A 15,521-nucleotide genomic window follows, 5' to 3' on the forward strand; every position below is an offset into this window, starting at 1 on the left:
GCCCAGCTCCCGCATGCCAGCGTGCGGCGGTGTCATGTGTCGATCTCCAGCCCGGCCTGTCGCAGGCTCGTGCGCACCTCATCTATGGCCAGGAAGCGTATGAATGCGGCGGCATTGCGGTTCAAAACGTGCCGGTTGAAGGCGGCTACGTAGCGGAGCGGCGCGGCCATGAGTTGCGACGGAGCGCGCAGCCCCGGGCAGAACACGACCACATGAGGCGCGTTGACAAAGTCGGATCTGGAGGTTGCAGGCGCCGCAGGCTGCGGCCACCGTGTCAGAAGTGAGACGGGAGCCATGCCGGTGAGGCGAATTGCCGTGCGTCTGAGCATCGGGGATCCCGGAGCCGCTGCGATGGCCGCGTGCGTTACGATTGCACCATTGCAGCGTCCAATTCCGCGCGGGTATGGAATCTATACACGTGCGAGGCTGCCATCTTCAGGACACCATCCTGCGTCTAGATCGGCAGCGTGAGCACCGACGCACCTTATTCGATGCCGGCCGCCGCGGTTGGCCGCAACCAGGCCTTTGTCCTCGGCGGCTTCCTGGCGCACCATGAGGCAGTTATTCGCTACGATCTCAGCGCCTCCGAGTGCCAGCCACTCAGCCTTGCGTCGCTGCTGGAGGCTGCCTCACCCGAGCATCTGGCACTGTGGTCGGCGATGGATCTGGGCTACGCGCATCCGCAAGGCACCCTCGGCCTGCGCACCGCGATCGCCGGTCGCTACCGGACGATCACGCCGACGCAGGTTCTGTGCTGCGCCGGCGCCCAGGAGGCCCTCACCTGTGTCGCCGAGGCGCTGCTGCAGCCGACCGACCACGCAATCGTCGTCGTGCCGATCTACCAGCCCTCCGAAACAGCGGTGACGTCCCGATGCGCCGTCTCCGGCGTGCCGCTGGAGCCGGACGCGCGATGGCGGCTGGACGTGGACCGGATTGCGCGCGCCATTCGGCCGAACACGCGGCTGGTGCTGATCAATTTCCCGAACAGTCCGACCGGCGCCGGCATAGCACCCGAAACCCTCGCTGACCTGGTGGCGCTCTGTCGCAAGCATGGGTTGTGGCTGATCAACGACGAGGTCTATCGCGCAATCGGCAGCGACCCGGACCAGCAGCAGGTCGTCGACCTCTACGAGCGCGGGATCTCCATCGATGCGCTCTCCAAGAGCTTCGGCATGCCCGGCCTGCGGGTCGGCTGGATCGCCTGCCGCGACGAGACCGTCCTGGCGCTGGCAATGAACGCCAAGAGCGGGCTGTCGAGCTGTCTGGCGCGGCCCAGCGAGGCGCTGGCACAGATGGCGTTGCGCCGCGCGCCGCACATCATCGCGCGCAATCGCGACCTCGCGCGCGCCAACTGGTCGCGGCTGTTGCCGGTGCTGGCGCGGCACGGCGAACGGTTCGAGGCGCCCGCGGCGAATGGCGGCGTGCTGGCCTTTCCGCGCTATCTCGGGCCCGGCCGGGCGGACGCGTTCGCCGCCACCCTGGTGCGCGAGGCCGGCGTGCTCGTGTTGCCGTCCAGCCTGTGGCACTCGCCGCTGGCCGCCGTCGCCGCCGACCATATTCGGATCGGCCTCGGCACAGCCGCGTGCGCACCCGCGATCGCGGCACTGGACCGCTATCTAGCCGCCGCCTGAAGGCTCCAGTCGCGAGACGCTCAGGCATCGCTACCGCAGGCCCTTCCACACTTCGGGTGGCCGGTGATCTCAAGGGGTTTCACTTGAGGACTTTCATCTGACATCGCGTTTTTCTGCTTCAATCCTGGGGCTATGTGGCAGTCCGAGAGCAGAGAAGCCGTAACGGGTGAGGCCGGGCTGTTGAATGCCCGGCAGCCGGCGGCCGCAGGACTTCCTCGTCGGCGTCCGTCTGCTGGGCGCGGTCATGTTGCCGCGAGAGGCCGTCGGCCGCTCCCGCAGGGACATCGCCGCGACCGGACGATCATCGCCACGCTAGCCACCTGCATGGACTGCTTCTGTTGGCGCGGGGTTGTGCGATAGGCTTGCATGCACCTTGCCCGCACGCTGGACCCGCACGCTGAAAGACGCTTGATGCCCGCAGCCCTCCGTAGCCGCCTGACCGTCGGATCTCTCACCGCCTCGCGCCTTCGCGACATCACCCGGCGCCGGTTTGCGGAGGCCGCGGGCGTCGCGTTGGCGGTGGTCGCACTCGCCACCCTGGCGGCGCTGGCTTCCTACAACCCCGGCGATCCGTCGTTCGATACCGCAACCCCAATGGCACCGACGAACCTGCTCGGAGCACCGGGCGCGATCGCGGCCGACCTGCTGATCCAGGGCTTCGGCATGGCCTGCCTGCTGCCGCCACTGGCGATGCTGGGCTGGGCCTGGCGGGTCGCCTCGCATCGTGGCCTGCAAGCGCCGGCGCTGCGGCTGATCGCCTTGCTCTGCGCTGTGCCGGCCTGCGCCGGCACATTCGCGGGCGTGATGCTGCTGCTTGGCGGACATGGATGGTCGTGGCCGGGGCCGGCCGGGCTTGGCGGGGCGGTCGGCGGGAAGTTGTCGCAAATGACCTTTGGCGCCGGTCGCGCCCTCATCGGGCCGTATGGCGGCGCCGCACTCTGGTCACTGGGAGGCTTGCTGGCGCTGGTGCTGGCGCCGCTCTCGCTCGGCCTGTCGGCGGGGGAATGGCGCGCCGCCGGCCGTGGTGCCCAGAACGGCTTCAAGGGGGGCGCCGCACGCCTGCGGCGGGGCGATGGCGGTCATCGCTTCTGGCTACGGCGCAGGCCCGACCCGGATATGATGGCAGATCATGCGTCCGAGCCGGTCTCGTCCGGTCGCTCGCCAATCGCGGCGCAGACCGCCGCACAGGCCAGCTCCCTGGCGATGCCGGCGCCAGCGCGACGTGAGCCAAGGCTGCGTTCATCGTCCGGTGGCTACATGCTGCCGCCCGGGCAGGATCAGGACGATATCCCGGCGCCGCCGTTACGCCCGGCCAGCAGGCGCAAGCCACCCGCGCCCGACACAGCACACCGCGAGGGCGGCCTGTCGGCAATCCGCAAACTGCTCGGTGTCAGTGGGCCCGCTGCGCCGACACCGCGCGCCGAGACCGCGGCGCGACCGCGCGCGGCTCCCGACCCGGACACTGCCGCCTGGACCCTGCCACCGTTGTCACTGCTGCAAGCAGCACCCCCGCGCGCCGGCGGCGGCCCGTCGCCGGAGAGCCTGCAGGCCAACGCCCGGCTGCTGGAGACGGTGCTGTCGGACTACGGCGTGCAGGGTGCGATCGGCGCGATCCATGCCGGACCGGTCGTAACGCTTTACGAACTCGAACCGGCACCTGGCATCCGCTCGGCCAGGGTGATCGGGCTCGCCGACGACATCGCGCGCTCGCTCTCGGTGACCGCGGTGCGCATCGCCACCGTGCCGGGACGCAACGTGATCGGCATCGAGGTCCCCAACGCCCGGCGCGAGACGGTGTATTTCTCCGAGCTGCTGGATGCCGACGCCTGGCAGGACAACACCTCGCGTCTGTGCCTCGCGCTCGGCAAGGACATCGCAGGCAGCCCGGTCTATGCCGATCTGGCCCGCATGCCGCATCTGCTGATCGCCGGCACCACCGGCTCGGGCAAGTCGGTCGGCGTCAATGCGATGATCCTGTCGCTGCTCTATCGGTTGTCGCCGGAGGAGTGCCGGCTGATCCTGATCGACCCGAAGATGCTGGAGCTGTCGATCTATGACGGCATCCCGCATCTGATGGCGCCGGTGGTGACCGAGCCGGCAAAGGCGGTGACCGCGCTGAAATGGACGGTGCGCGAGATGGAGCGGCGCTATCGCGGCATGAGCCAGCTCGGCGTGCGCAACATGCTCGGCTACAACGAGCGCGTCGCTGCCGCCCTGGCCAACCGCGAGGTGCTGATGCGCCGGGTGCAGACCGGCTTCGACCCGGAAACCGGCAAGCCGACGTTTGAGGAGCAGCCGCTCAAGCTCGAACGGCTGCCCTATATCGTCGTGGTGATCGACGAGATGGCCGACCTGATGATGGTCGCCGGCAAGGAGATCGAGGCGGCGGTGCAGCGCCTGGCACAGATGGCGCGCGCCGCCGGCATCCACGTGATCGCGGCGACGCAGCGGCCGTCGGTCGATGTCATCACCGGCACGATTAAGGCCAACTTCCCGACCCGTATCAGCTTCCAGGTGATCAGCAAGTTCGACAGCCGCACCATTCTCGGCGAGCAGGGCTCGGAACAACTGCTTGGACAGGGCGACATGCTCTACATGCAGGGTGGCGGCCGCATCACCCGCGTGCACGGCCCCTTTGTCGGCGACACCGAGGTCGAGGACGTGGTCCGCCACCTGCGCCAGCAGGGCGAGCCCGACTATATGGAGGACGTGACCTCGGTGTTCGAGGAGGAGCCCGGTGCTACCTCCTCCAGCAGTGGCGGCAACGGCCTCGATGGCGGCGGCTTCGACAGCGAGACCGGCTTGTTTGACCAAGCCGTCTCCCTCGTCGCGCGCGAGGGCAAGGCCTCGACCTCGTTCATCCAGCGCCACCTGTCGATCGGCTACAACCGTGCCGCCAAGCTGATCGAGCAGATGGAAAAGCAGGGCATCGTCGGACCCGCCAACCACGTCGGCAAGCGCGAGGTGCTGGTCCGGCGCGAGGCGGCGGAACAGGATTAGCCCGCCGATGCAATCCGAGCCGAAGCGCCTTGTGCTGGCCACGCACAGCGGCAAGTTCCATTGCGACGAGGTGTTCGCGCATGCCGTGCTGCGCCTGGCACTCGGGCTGCGCGAGGCAGGCGTCGACTACACGCTGCTACGCACCCGCAAACCGGAGCTGATCGAAAGCGCGGACATCGTCTGGGACGTCGGCAGCCGCTTCGATGCCGAAGCGCGACGCTTTGACCATCATCAGCGCGGCGCCCCGCTACGCGCCGACGGCACGCCGTTCAGCGCCGCTGGGCTGGTCTGGCAAAGCTACGGCGAGGCGGCGGTGGCAGCCCTGCTGGATGCGCCGGACCACGCCCGCGCCATTGCCGACGAAATCGAGCACAGCGTGGTGCGCCAGATCGACGAGATCGATAACGGCGTCTCCCCGCAAGGCTCGGCAGCGTCCGACACCTTGGGCCTGGCGACGCTGATTGGCGACTTCAATCCGTCCTGGGACGATCCGGCATCGTCCGGACCGAATGCCGGCGACGCGGCGTTCGGGGAGGCGACCGCGCTCGCCCAGGCCATGCTGACCCGCCGCGTCGGCAGCCTGCGCGCGCGGCACGCGGCCGAGGCGTTGGTGCTGGCGGCGCACGCGTCTGGCGCGGATCCGCGTATCCTGGTTCTGGATCGCGGCATGCCCTGGAAGAACGCGGTGTTCGCGCACGCGCTGCCGGTGCTGTTCACAGTCTCACCGGCCAGCAACGGCAACTGGATGATCGACGCGATGCCGCCGGAGCCCGGCTCGTTCGCCCAGCGCCTGCCGTTGCCGGAGGCGTGGGCCGGCCTGCAGGGCGAGGACCTCGTAGCCCAAACGGGTGTCGCCGATGCCGTCTTCGTACATCTGCGTCGCTTCGTGGCGGCCGCGCGCACGCGCGAGGGCGCACTGGCGATGGCGCGTGCAGCGCTACGGGATGAAGTCTGACGCTTCCTGCACGCTTAGCCCAGCCGCCGATCACCAACCCTGCGGGGTGACCGCGCCGGGCGATACAGCATCCGCATCAACGACCATTGGCGGATTTGCTTTGAATGGCCGCGTGATGCCGCCGGGCCGTTCAATGTCAAAATCATAGATTATTACTGACGAAGGCGAATCCTTGCGGACGAGCTGGAAGAACTCGGCATCTTCCTGAGCGAGCTGATCCGGCAGATCAACGTGCCGCCGAACCGCGTGTCGCAGATCATCAACGGCAAGCGAGCTATGACGGGCGATACCGCCTTGCGCCTCGGCCATTGGTTCCGCACTTCGGCCGAGTTCTGGTTGAACCTGCAAACCGCCTACGACCTTCGTCTTGCAGCGCAGGTGGCAGGCGCGGAGATCGAGGCTCTGCCCCTCAGGCCCGACATCAAGCGCAGCCGAGCCTGGTTTAAAGAAATCCGAGTTCACGCTTGGGAGGATTTTTCGGCATGGCGGAAATCGGTGGCGTTTCACCGATCCAGAGACGTCATGCACTCCTCACAGGTTCGCAAAGTGCTTGAGCATGTATCCGACGAGTGCGATGCCGTGGAAGCTACCTCGGCCGTGACTTGATCTGCACCGGCTTCACGATACAACTTCGATCCCCTTGCGGCGAATGACGTTCAACAGCGCCAGCGCCGCGCCAGTCGGCCGCTTCGTACCGCGTTCGAGCTGGGACACGTATCCGGTCGTTACGTTGAGGCAGCGCGCAAACACCGCTTGGCTTAGATGCGCCTGTTCGCGAACCTTGCGGATCTCCTCGCCGGTGATCGGTTCTGCCGCGCCGGTCGGCTTGCCAAGATGCCGCAGCGTGATCTTCGTGTGTGCGTCATCGCCCATGATGCCGGTCCGGTGCATGCCATCGGCCGTCTCAAGGATCACCTTCGCCAAGCGGCTAAGTTCCTGCTTCGCCATGTTCGACCTCCTGTAGCTCCTTTGCCGTGACGGCCCCCGCTATCCGCTCCGCATCCGCGTGCAGCCAGGTAGCAGCGATCTCGCGCAGCGATACCAACTCGTCGGGACCGATGTTCTCCTGTTCGTTCTTGGCGAAGCCATACAGAAACACCGCCCTGCCGCGCGACCGGTAAGCGACCAGCATCCGGTATCCCCCGGACCGCCCCTGCCTTTCACGCGCTACCCGCTGCTTGATCAGACCTCCGCCAAGATCGGCGTCGACTATGCCGCGCTCCGCTCGACCGATTGCTTCCCATAGGCTCTCGTCCGTAATGCGCTCCCGACGCGCGAAACGCGCCAGCCACTTCGTCTTGAAAACGCCGATTGCCATGTAGTTCGTTGAACCATAGTTCAAATACACACGATAGGCAAGATCGTTCTAGGTGGCTGCCGGCTCTACTCCTTGCGGCCGCCGAAGCCACCCTACCCGCGCGCAGCTTGCGTGCGTTCATGATGTATTGCTGTGCGGGCGCAGGCGGCCAGCACTCAGCAGCCCTGCCGCGAAGGCGACCAGCGCACCGGAGGCCAGACAGTGGCGGGCGGAGTCGTGCGGCAGCAACTGGAACACCATTGCCACCAGCATCGCCCCGATGGTCTGTCCTGACAGCCGCGCCACCGACACCATGCCGCTGGCGCCGGCGGAGCGTTGGGCCGGGGCCGCGGTCAGGAGGGCGCGGTTGTTCGGTGGCTGGAACAGGCCGAAGCCGGCGCCGGCGAGGGCAATGCGCCAGGCGATGTCGACGTTCGAGGGGTGCACTTGCATCGCCCAGAGCAGGGCGAAGCCGGTGCCGGTGATGGCGAGCCCGATACTGGACAGCAGGCCCGCTGGGTAGCGGTCGGCGATGGTGGCGACGAGCGGCGAGACCAGCACGATCGCAATCGGCCAGGGCGTGATCAGCAGGCCGGTCTGCACCGCCGAGCGATGCAGGGTCAGCTCGAAGAAGAACGGCATGGCGATGATGAAGAAGTTCGAGGCCACGAAGGCGAGGAAGCCGACCAGGAAGGCGGTGCGAAAGCCCCCGAGCCGGAGCAGGTCGACCGGCAGCAGCGGGGCCGCGCTGGATAATTGGCGGCGCACCAGCCAGGCCATGCAGGCGATTCCTGCTCCGACCAGCATGAGAGACAGGCCTGGACTGCCCTGGTGCGCCAGCCGGTCGAGGCCGACGACCAGCGGGCCAATGGCGAGGGCCAGAAGAACGGCGCTGCGCCAATCGAAGCGGCGCTCCGGCGGCGCGCGGGGCACCTTCGGCAGGCTGATGGTGGCGAACAGCAGCGCGATCAGGCCGAGCGGCAGGTTGATCAGGAAAATCCAGGGCCAGCTCGCCACCGACAGCACGCCGGCGGCGACGGTCGGGCCGAGTGCCACGCCGAGTGCGACCACCAGGCCGTTCAGGGACATGCCGCGGCCAAGCAGGCGCTGCGGATAGATGTAGCGCACCAGAGAGGCGTTCACGCTCATGATGCACGCACCGCCGATGCCTTGCAGTGCGCGCGCGAGGGAGAGCTGAAGCAGGCTCTGCGAGGCGGCGCAGCATAGCGAGGCCGCGACGAACACCAGCAGCCCGACCCGGCACAGGCGGTCCTGTCCGGTGATCTCGCCCGCGGAGGCGAGCGGCAGCAGGCCGATCAGGCTGGCGAGCTGATAGGCGTTCACCACCCAGATCGAGTCCGCGGCGCGCGCATGGATGCTATGCGCGATCGTCGGCAACGCGACATTCGCCACGGAATAGTCCAGGGTCGTAAGCAGCACCGACAGCGCGAGCCCGAACATTGCCAGCTTGCGGGCGTTGCCGGCCAGGCCGTCGAAGGCGGCCGCGGCCGTCAAAGCGCGGTCCGCGGGAATGGGAAAGCAAGCACTTGAGTCAGAGCCTTACACGCGAACAGGTCCCGCTCCCGGCAAAGCGCCGCGTTGCCGGTACGGTGCTCGGCACGATCAGCGTGTGCCACATGCTCAACGATGCCATCCAGTCGCTGTTGCCTGCGATCTATCCGCTGCTCAAGGGCGGCTTTCATCTCTCCTTCGGCCAGATCGGGCTGCTGACCCTGTGCTACCAGGTCACCGCATCGCTGCTGCAACCGCTGGTCGGGCAGTTCACCGACCGCAAGCCGCTGCCGTGGTCGTTGTCGGCGGGGATGGCGCTGTCGATGGGCGGGCTACTGGCGCTGGCGGTGGCGCACTCGTATGGCGAGCTGCTTGGGGGTGCGGCTTTGCTTGGCGTCGGCTCCTCGATTTTTCATCCCGAGTCCTCGCGCATCGCTCGTCTGGCGTCCGGCGGCCAGCATGGCCTGGCGCAATCGGTGTTTCAGGTTGGCGGCAATTTTGGCTCCTCCCTGGGGCCGTTGCTCGCCGCCTTCGTGGTGCTGCCGAACGGCCGCGCGTCTCTGGCATGGTTCTCTCTGGCCGCGTTGGGCGGCATTATACTACTGGGCGCGGTCGGACGCTGGTATGCGCACCAGAATCGCATCCAGGGCACGCGGCCACTGGCGGGAGAGGCGCACGGGCTGAGCGGTGGGCGTGTCCGCCTGGCCATCGGTGTGCTGATCGCCCTGGTGTTTTCCAAGTTTTTCTACCTGGCCAGCTTCTCCAGCTACTACATCTTCTACCTGATGCACCGGTTCGACCTTTCGGCGCGGCATGCCCAGCTCGGGCTGTTCGTGTTTCTGGCGGCGGTCGCGGCGGGCACCATCGCGGGCGGCCCGATCGGCGACCGGATTGGACGCAAGGCGGTGATCTGGGGCTCGATCCTGGGGGTGCTGCCGTTCAGCCTGCTGCTGCCGCATGTCGGGCTCGGCTGGACTCTGGGGCTCAGCGTGGTGATCGGGATGCTGCTAGCGTCGGCCTTCCCGGCGATCCTGGTCTATGCCACCGAGCTGCTGCCCGGGCGGGTGGGCATGGTGTCGGGGCTGTTCTTCGGGCTTGCGTTTGGCATGGGTGGGCTGGGGGCCGCGGTGCTGGGCGTGCTCGCCGACCATATCGGCATCGTTGCGGTGTATGGGCTTTGCGCCTGGCTGCCGGCGATAGGCATCCTCGCCGTGCTGCTGCCGGTGCCGAAACGCTGAACCTGCCACCCCCCTTGTTCGTGGACAGCCGCTTTGTCGTGCTCGACAAGCCGGCCGGGCTGAAGGTGCATGCGGGTCCGGGGGGTGGGCCTTCGGTGGAGGACTGGTTTGGGCTGCTGTCGCGACGGCGCGACGGGCCTTGGCTCGCGCACCGTCTCGATGCCGATACCGCCGGATGCCTGGTAATCGCATTGCGACGCGCTGCGTTGCGCGAGGCGCAAGCCTGTTTTGCCGACGGCCGCGCGGAGAAGACCTACTGGGCGATCGTGGAGGGCACACCATCGGAGGAGACAGGAACGATCACCGTGCCGTTGGCCAAGCTGCATGACCGGACCGGCTGGCGCATGGTTGCCGATGCCGCCGGGGCGCCGGCGCGCACCGACTATGTGGTGCTTGGCCATGCACAGGGCCGGAGCTGGCTGGAACTGCGGCTTCGCCACGGACGTACACACCAGGCGCGGGTGCATTGCGCAAGCCTCGGCTGCCCCGTGGTCGGCGACGCGCGCTACGGCATCGCGGCCGAGGGCCTGCAGCTGCTGGCGCGCCGGATCGCCCTGCCGCTGGCCCCGCCGGTGGAGGCGATCGCGCCGCCGCCCGCGCATATGCGCGCCGCACTTTCGGCGTGCGGCTACCGGGTAATGGCCGGATAGGGCCCTACATGGAGCGAATGTCGAAATCCGTCCCTGCCCGCTTCTGCACCGGCTCGATCCTGCGTCATACCGTGACGATGGCCGGCGCCGGGACGCTCGGGCTCGTCGCCGTGTTCGCGGTCGACCTGTTCAACCTGTTCTACATCTCGCTGCTGCGCGAGCCGCAACTGACCGCCGCGGTCGCCTTCACCGGCGCCGTGAGCTACCTGCAGATGGCGATCTCGATCGGCATGACGATCGGGCTCGGTGCGGTGGTCTCGCGGAAGATCGGGGCGGGCAACGGGGCTGAGGCTGGACGCACCGCCTCGTCGTCGCTGGTGGTCATGGCGGCAGTGATGCTGCTGATCGGCGGCGCCACGGTGCTGTTTCTGCGCCCGATTCTGCACGCGCTCGGGGCCAGCGGCGGGGTGGTGCCGCCGGCGGCGCGTTATGTCACGATCGTCTCGCCGTTCCTGCCGCTGATCGCGATCGGCATGGGCTGCTCGGCGCTGCTGCGCTCGCTGGGCGATGCGCGGCGCTCGATGACCGTGACCTTATGGGCGGCCGGGCTGCTCGCCTGCCTCGATCCGCTGCTGATCTTCGCGTTGCATCTGGGCCTCGTGGGGGCGGCGATCGGCACCGTGATCTCGCGCGCCACGACGGCCGGCCTCGGTCTGCTGGCGGTGCGTCGACATCATTTCCTGGTGCGACCGGTCTGGCGGTCGCTGCCCGGCGACGTGCGCCCGGTCGTGGGGGTCGCAATCCCGGCGATCCTGACGAATATCGCAACACCGATCGGCGGCGCGTTCACCACCCATGTCATGGCGCGCTTCGGGCTGGAAGCGGTGACCGGGGTTGCCACCATCAACCGGATCGTGCCGGTGGCGTTCGCCTTCGTGTTCGCCCTGACCGGTTCGGTCGGACCGATCATGGCGCAGAACCTTGGCGCCGATCAGGTGGCCCGTGTGCGCCGGACGTTGGGCTGCGCGCTCGGGCTGGTGCTGGGCTGCGTGCTCGTAATGTGGGTGATCCTTGGACTGTCTCAGGATCTGCTGATCGACCTGTTCGCGGCGCGTGGCGAGGATGCGGCGCTGCTGCGTCTGTTCTGCAACTGGGTGGTCGCGAGCTTCCTGTTCACCGGCACATTGTTCGTCGCCAATACCGCGTTCAACAATCTTGGCTGGCCGCTGCTCTCCACCTTGTTCAACTGGGGACGGGCCACTTTGGGCACGATCCCGTTCGTGCTGGTTGGCGCGCGTTACGGTGCCGCAGGCGTGCTGATTGGCCCGGCACTCGGCGGCGTGCCGTTCGGCATCCTGGCGGTGATTACCGCGTTCTGGCTGACACGAAGGCTGCGCCCGGGCCGGGCTTCGACCGTGCTGGATTCGCCAATGCCGGCGCTGAGCAACAAGGCGGCAATGGTTGAGATGGCGGAACTCGCACGCGAAGAGTCGACCTAACGCCGTCGCACGGGACCCGGGACACTGACGCGGCGGGTCATGGTGAGGGCGGCGAACAGCGCCACGAACAATGCCAGCACCCAGTGCGGACGGCGCAGGAAGAACACATAGGCGAAGACGTGGCCGGCGAGCAGCAGGAACAGCACCGAGACCACGATGGCGATGCCGATCGCCGACTGGCCGCGCCGGAGGGCGACGACGCACAAGCCGAGGAACACGCAATAGAGCGCGATCGCGATCCCCCGAATTGCCTCCATCGTCGGGCCGTTCAACCGATCCACGACAAGCTGGAGCTGGTCGGCGGCGTTCTGTAGCGCGCGCTCGACCGGGTTCGGCCCGGCGAAGATCAGCACCAGGGCGATCAGCGCCCCCACCCCCCAGACGAGGGCCACACTGTTGCGGTTCATTGCCGTAAACCCTCTCAGCCGATCAGGAACCAGAGCCTGAACAGCAGGGTCTCCAGCCGGGTGCGGCGGGTCAAGCGGGGAAGCCTGCGCATCGCGCGCAGCCGCGCCAGGCGGTTGCCGCTGAGCGACGTCTGCAACAGCGCGATCGCGTCGCGCGCGGGTGGCGACAAGATGTCGGCGTGGGCCGCGAGTTCGGCGACGTGGGTTCGAAACAGCACCATGAAGCTATCCGGGCCGCGCCGAAGGGCCATGACGCCGCGACGCAGCACCGAGTTCGGCGCGCCGACCGCGTTCCCACGGTGCTGGCGGTAGAGCACCACCGCCTCCGGGTCGGCGATCAGGCGGCCGCCGACGGCACCCACAAGCAAATAGGACCACCAATCATGCAGCGTGCCGCCGGGCGGTGTGCTGGCTGCGACGACCTTGGCGGCCGCCGGATTGAGCATGACCGTGCAGCCGGTGGCGATGTTCTGGGTGAGCGAAGCCGGGAAAGGCGGCAGCCGGTCCAGCGGTGGCGACAGACCGATGGTCCTGAGCGAACCGTCGACCAGCCGTTGCCGGGCGCAATAGAGTGCCGGGTGCCGGATGCCGGGGTCGCCCAGCGCGCGCAGCCCACGCGCGAGCTTGCCGGGCAGCCAGACGTCATCCTGGTCGGCGAAGGCGACGACATGATCGGCGGGAGCCCGACGCAACAGACATAGGAAGGAGGCGGTGATGCCGAGATGGCCGTCCTGGTCGATGCGGCGGCAGCGTCCGGTGCCAGGTCCATCGGCGAATGCCTGCATCAGCCGCACGGTGGCATCGGTCGAGCCGTCGTCACGCCAGAACAGGATCCAGCCGCCATGCGTCTGGGCCAGGAAGCTTTCGAGCTGTTCGGCGAGGTAGGCTTCGCCGTTATAGGTGGACAGCAGGATCGCCACGGGCGTTTGCACGGCAATTGCCCCAGCGGGCGGGCCGGCCACGGTTCCGAGCGAGACAGCCACCTGGCTGCGTGTTCCGGCCTCGCGCAATCTTACGTCGAAGAGGGTCAATCGGGTTCCGGTCAGGGATCGGGTGTGGCGAGCAGGCGGTCGACGGTGGCGGTGAGGCTGCGGCGCCAGGGCGGCAGGCGCACGCCGAACACGCGTTCCAGTTTGTCGCAATTGAGCCGGGAGTCTGGTGGGCGTCTTGCCGGGGTCGGCCAGTCCGCGGTGCAGATGGCGATCACTTCGGGCATCGGTCGGCCATGCCTGGCCGCGTCGTGCAGGGCGGCCGAGGCCAGACCGTGCCAGGTGGTCTCGCCGCCGCCGGCTGCGTGATACAGGCCGGCGTAGGACGGGCTGTCGTCGCCGACAACGTCGAGGATGGCGAGGATGGCGGCGGCCAGGTCGTCCGCGTTGGTGGGGGCACCGCGCTGGTCGCCAACGACCTTGAGCGTGGCGTTCCTGGCGCCGGCATTGAGCATGGTGCGCACGAAGTTCTTGCCGGTGGCGGAATAGACCCAGGAGGTCCGCAGCACGATGCTGCCCGGGTTCGCGGCCAGCACCGCCTGCTCGCCTTCGGCTTTGGTGCGGCCATAGACCCCCGTGGGAGAGGTCGGGTCGGTCTCGACGTAAGGGGTGCCTTTGTCGCCGTCGAAGACGTAGTCGGTGGAGATGTGGATGAACGGGATAGCCGCCTTGGCGCAGAGCCGCGCCAGCAGCGCGGGGCCGTCACGATTGGCGCGGGCAGCCTCCTCGGGATGCGCTTCGGCGGCATCGACGGCGGTCCAGGCAGCGGCGTTCACCACAGCCCATGGTGCAACCTGCTCGAACACCAAAGCAATGCTGTCCGGCCGGTCGAAATCGAATGTCGGGCGCCCGACACGATGGACCCGCGGGCCGCCGCGCACGGCGAGGGAGGTGGCGAGCTGTCCGGCGCCGCCGGTGACCAGGATGGCACCTTTCATGGGAGATGGAACCAGCCGTGCGCCGCCGCGAATCCGGGCGCCTGCTGGTCCTTGTCGGACAACAGCGCCTCGCCGGCGGCGATCGGCCATTCGATACCGATAGCGGGGTCGTTCCAGATCACCGCACGCTCGGCCTCCTTGTTCCAGACGTCGGTGCATTTGTAGGCAACCTCGGCGTCCTCGGTGAGGGTGCAGAAGCCGTGCAGGAAGCCGGGCGGGATCCACAGCTGCGACCAGTTCGCCTCGGACAGTTCCACGCCCACCCATTTGCCGTAGCTTGGCGAGCCGACGCGTGCGTCAACAGCGACGTCGAAGATCGCCCCGTGCAGGCAGCGCACCAGCTTGCCCTGCGGGTGCGGCGCGAGCTGGCAGTGCAGGCCGCGCACCACGCCGCGCTGGCGCGACAGGCTATGGTTGTCCTGCACGAAAGGCAGGTCGATGCCGGCATCGTGCATGCGCGTGAGGTTGTAGGTCTCCGAGAAGAAGCCGCGGCTGTCGCCGAAGCGCGGCGGGGTCAGCAGGATGATGTCGGGGATGGCGAGGCGCTCGACCTTCAATGGGCCCTCCTTGTGGCGTCAGCTATGCACGCCATCCGCAAGCTCCAGCAGCAAACGCCCCAGCTCGGTCTTGCTCAGCCGGCGGGCGTGGCCGCGCAGCGCCTGCGCATCAATGAAGCCCATGCGAAACGCGACCTCTTCCGGCGAGCCGACCAGCATGCCCTGACGGGACTGGATGGTCTGCACGAAGGTGCCGGCCTGCATCAGGCTATCCGGCATACCGGCATCGAGCCAGGCGCAGCCGCGGCCGAGACGCTCAACCTGTAGCGAGCCCTCTTCGAGATAGAAGCGGTTGAGATCGGTAATCTCGAGCTCGCCGCGGCTCGAAGGCTCGATACGGCGGGCGAAGTCGCTGACCCGGTGGTCATAGAAATACAGCCCGATGACCGCCCAGTTGGATTGCGGGTTCGCCGGTTTCTCGACCACCTCCAGCGCCCGTCCGGTTTCGTCGAAGGTAACCACGCCGTAGCGTTCCGGATCGCGCACCTGATAGGCGAACACCGTCGCCCCCTCGGCGCGGCCGGCGGCGGCGCGCAGCGACAGGCCGAGATGGTCGGCGAACACCAGGTTATCGCCGAGTGCCAGCGCGCAGGGGGCGCCGGCCAGCCAGTCGCCGGCGATCAGGAAGGCCTGCGCGATCCCGTCCGGGGCCGGTTGCACGCGGTAGGTGAAGCGCACACCGAGCGCGCTGCCATCGCCGAGCAGCCGCTCGAACTGCGGCAGATCGGCAGGCGTGGAGACGATCATGATGTCACGAATGCCGGCCAGCATCAGGGTGCTGAGCGGATAGTAGATCATCGGTTTGTCATAGACCGGGAGCAGTTGCTTGCTCGACGCCAGGGTCATCGGATGCAGCCGAGTTCCCGACCCCCCGGCCAGTAGGATGCCCTTCATCGGTTCGGCGTGAG

At 67.9% G+C, this 15,521-nt stretch carries 16 protein-coding genes; 7 read left to right on the forward strand and 9 right to left on the reverse strand.

All coding sequences use genetic code 11. The features are described from left to right. Positions 1-32 precede the first annotated feature (32 nt). Positions 33-170 (reverse strand): hypothetical protein, encoded by a 138-nt coding sequence (locus tag ACQY4K_RS10565; protein WP_428395886.1) that lies wholly within the window; start codon positions 168-170, stop codon positions 33-35. A gap of 297 nt (positions 171-467) precedes the next feature. Between ACQY4K_RS10565 and ACQY4K_RS10570 the strand changes: the two genes are divergently transcribed. The 4 genes from ACQY4K_RS10570 (at position 468) to ACQY4K_RS10585 (ending at position 6,192) form a co-directional block, all read left to right on the forward strand. Continuing rightward, positions 468-1,631 carry a pyridoxal phosphate-dependent aminotransferase gene (locus ACQY4K_RS10570; RefSeq protein ID WP_428395888.1) on the forward strand — a complete coding sequence of 388 codons (1,164 nt, stop codon included), beginning with the start codon at positions 468-470 and terminating at the stop codon, positions 1,629-1,631. 411 nt (positions 1,632-2,042) lie between these two features. Further along, positions 2,043-4,631, forward strand: a complete 2,589-nt coding sequence (locus ACQY4K_RS10575) for a DNA translocase FtsK 4TM domain-containing protein (RefSeq protein WP_428390173.1) — start codon at positions 2,043-2,045, stop codon at positions 4,629-4,631. Positions 4,632-4,638: 7 nt separating this feature from the next. Beyond that, entirely contained in the window at positions 4,639-5,586 is a 948-nt protein-coding gene (locus ACQY4K_RS10580; RefSeq protein ID WP_428390174.1) for an MYG1 family protein, read from the forward strand. A 225-nt stretch (positions 5,587-5,811) separates the two neighbouring features. Next, a complete protein-coding gene (locus ACQY4K_RS10585) occupies positions 5,812-6,192 on the forward strand; it encodes a HigA family addiction module antitoxin (RefSeq protein WP_428396066.1) in 381 nt (126 codons plus the stop codon). Between the two features lie 12 nt (positions 6,193-6,204). Here ACQY4K_RS10585 and ACQY4K_RS10590 read toward each other — a convergent pair whose 3' ends face one another. The 3 genes from ACQY4K_RS10590 to ACQY4K_RS10600 form a co-directional block, all read right to left on the reverse strand. Beyond that, complete coding sequence (locus tag ACQY4K_RS10590; RefSeq protein WP_428390175.1) at positions 6,205-6,534, reverse strand: helix-turn-helix domain-containing protein; 330 nt, start codon at positions 6,532-6,534, stop codon at positions 6,205-6,207. After that, positions 6,515-6,904 (reverse strand): type II toxin-antitoxin system RelE/ParE family toxin, encoded by a 390-nt coding sequence (locus ACQY4K_RS10595; RefSeq protein ID WP_428390176.1) that lies wholly within the window; start codon positions 6,902-6,904, stop codon positions 6,515-6,517. The genes ACQY4K_RS10590 and ACQY4K_RS10595 overlap by 20 nt, the downstream gene beginning before the upstream one ends. 117 nt (positions 6,905-7,021) lie before the next feature. After that, the gene (locus ACQY4K_RS10600; protein ID WP_428396068.1) at positions 7,022-8,344 is read right to left on the reverse strand and encodes an MFS transporter; all 1,323 of its coding nucleotides are present in this window, start codon (positions 8,342-8,344) and stop codon (positions 7,022-7,024) included. Between the two features lie 86 nt (positions 8,345-8,430). On the opposite strand from ACQY4K_RS10600, the gene ACQY4K_RS10605 reads away from it, so the two are divergent. Genes ACQY4K_RS10605 through ACQY4K_RS10615 form a run of 3 tightly spaced genes read left to right on the forward strand, consistent with a single transcriptional unit; the run spans position 8,431 to position 11,722 of the window. Continuing rightward, positions 8,431-9,633, forward strand: coding sequence for an MFS transporter (locus ACQY4K_RS10605; protein ID WP_428390177.1), 1,203 nt, complete (start codon positions 8,431-8,433; stop codon positions 9,631-9,633). Positions 9,634-9,647: 14 nt separating this feature from the next. Further along, positions 9,648-10,283, forward strand: coding sequence for an RluA family pseudouridine synthase (locus ACQY4K_RS10610; protein WP_428390178.1), 636 nt, complete (start codon positions 9,648-9,650; stop codon positions 10,281-10,283). Between the two features lie 17 nt (positions 10,284-10,300). Further along, on the forward strand, positions 10,301-11,722 hold the full coding sequence (locus tag ACQY4K_RS10615; RefSeq protein WP_428390179.1) for an MATE family efflux transporter: 1,422 nt from the start codon (positions 10,301-10,303) through the stop codon (positions 11,720-11,722). Here the strand turns inward: ACQY4K_RS10615 and ACQY4K_RS10620 are convergent. From ACQY4K_RS10620 to rfbA, 5 genes are read right to left on the reverse strand one after another with little or no spacing between them, the layout of a single operon-like run. Continuing rightward, a complete protein-coding gene (locus tag ACQY4K_RS10620; protein ID WP_428390180.1) occupies positions 11,719-12,129 on the reverse strand; it encodes a hypothetical protein in 411 nt (136 codons plus the stop codon). The genes ACQY4K_RS10615 and ACQY4K_RS10620 overlap by 4 nt on opposite strands. Before the next feature lie 14 nt (positions 12,130-12,143). Further along, positions 12,144-13,160, reverse strand: coding sequence for a glycosyltransferase family 2 protein (locus ACQY4K_RS10625; RefSeq protein WP_428390181.1), 1,017 nt, complete (start codon positions 13,158-13,160; stop codon positions 12,144-12,146). An 11-nt stretch (positions 13,161-13,171) separates the two neighbouring features. After that, the gene (gene rfbD, locus ACQY4K_RS10630) at positions 13,172-14,056 is read right to left on the reverse strand and encodes a dTDP-4-dehydrorhamnose reductase (protein ID WP_428390182.1); all 885 of its coding nucleotides are present in this window, start codon (positions 14,054-14,056) and stop codon (positions 13,172-13,174) included. Continuing rightward, complete coding sequence (rfbC, locus tag ACQY4K_RS10635) at positions 14,053-14,613, reverse strand: dTDP-4-dehydrorhamnose 3,5-epimerase (protein WP_428390183.1); 561 nt, start codon at positions 14,611-14,613, stop codon at positions 14,053-14,055. The genes rfbD and rfbC overlap by 4 nt, the downstream gene beginning before the upstream one ends. 18 nt (positions 14,614-14,631) lie before the next feature. Next, on the reverse strand, positions 14,632-15,507 hold the full coding sequence (gene rfbA, locus ACQY4K_RS10640) for a glucose-1-phosphate thymidylyltransferase RfbA (protein ID WP_428396070.1): 876 nt from the start codon (positions 15,505-15,507) through the stop codon (positions 14,632-14,634). Positions 15,508-15,521 lie beyond the last annotated feature (14 nt).

Origin of the sequence: Lichenicoccus sp. (assembly GCF_965276875.1) — a bacterium.
Classification (GTDB): Bacteria; Pseudomonadota; Alphaproteobacteria; order Acetobacterales; family Acetobacteraceae; genus Lichenicoccus.

Excerpts from the sequence above, each read along its gene's own strand:
- rfbD (WP_428390182.1), bottom strand. The coding sequence starts at position 14,056 with ATGAAAGGTGCCATCCTGGTCACCGGCGGCGCCGGACAGCTCGCCACC.
- ACQY4K_RS10580 (WP_428390174.1), top strand. The coding sequence starts at position 4,639 with ATGCAATCCGAGCCGAAGCGCCTTGTGCTGGCCACGCACAGCGGCAAG.
- ACQY4K_RS10600 (WP_428396068.1), bottom strand. The coding sequence starts at position 8,344 with ATGTTCGGGCTCGCGCTGTCGGTGCTGCTTACGACCCTGGACTATTCC.
- ACQY4K_RS10615 (WP_428390179.1), top strand. The coding sequence starts at position 10,301 with ATGTCGAAATCCGTCCCTGCCCGCTTCTGCACCGGCTCGATCCTGCGT.
- ACQY4K_RS10575 (WP_428390173.1), top strand. The coding sequence starts at position 2,043 with ATGCCCGCAGCCCTCCGTAGCCGCCTGACCGTCGGATCTCTCACCGCC.
- ACQY4K_RS10590 (WP_428390175.1), bottom strand. The coding sequence starts at position 6,534 with ATGGCGAAGCAGGAACTTAGCCGCTTGGCGAAGGTGATCCTTGAGACG.
- ACQY4K_RS10595 (WP_428390176.1), bottom strand. The coding sequence starts at position 6,904 with ATGGCAATCGGCGTTTTCAAGACGAAGTGGCTGGCGCGTTTCGCGCGT.
- ACQY4K_RS10565 (WP_428395886.1), bottom strand. The coding sequence starts at position 170 with ATGGCCGCGCCGCTCCGCTACGTAGCCGCCTTCAACCGGCACGTTTTG.
- rfbA (WP_428396070.1), bottom strand. The coding sequence starts at position 15,507 with ATGAAGGGCATCCTACTGGCCGGGGGGTCGGGAACTCGGCTGCATCCG.
- ACQY4K_RS10620 (WP_428390180.1), bottom strand. The coding sequence starts at position 12,129 with ATGAACCGCAACAGTGTGGCCCTCGTCTGGGGGGTGGGGGCGCTGATC.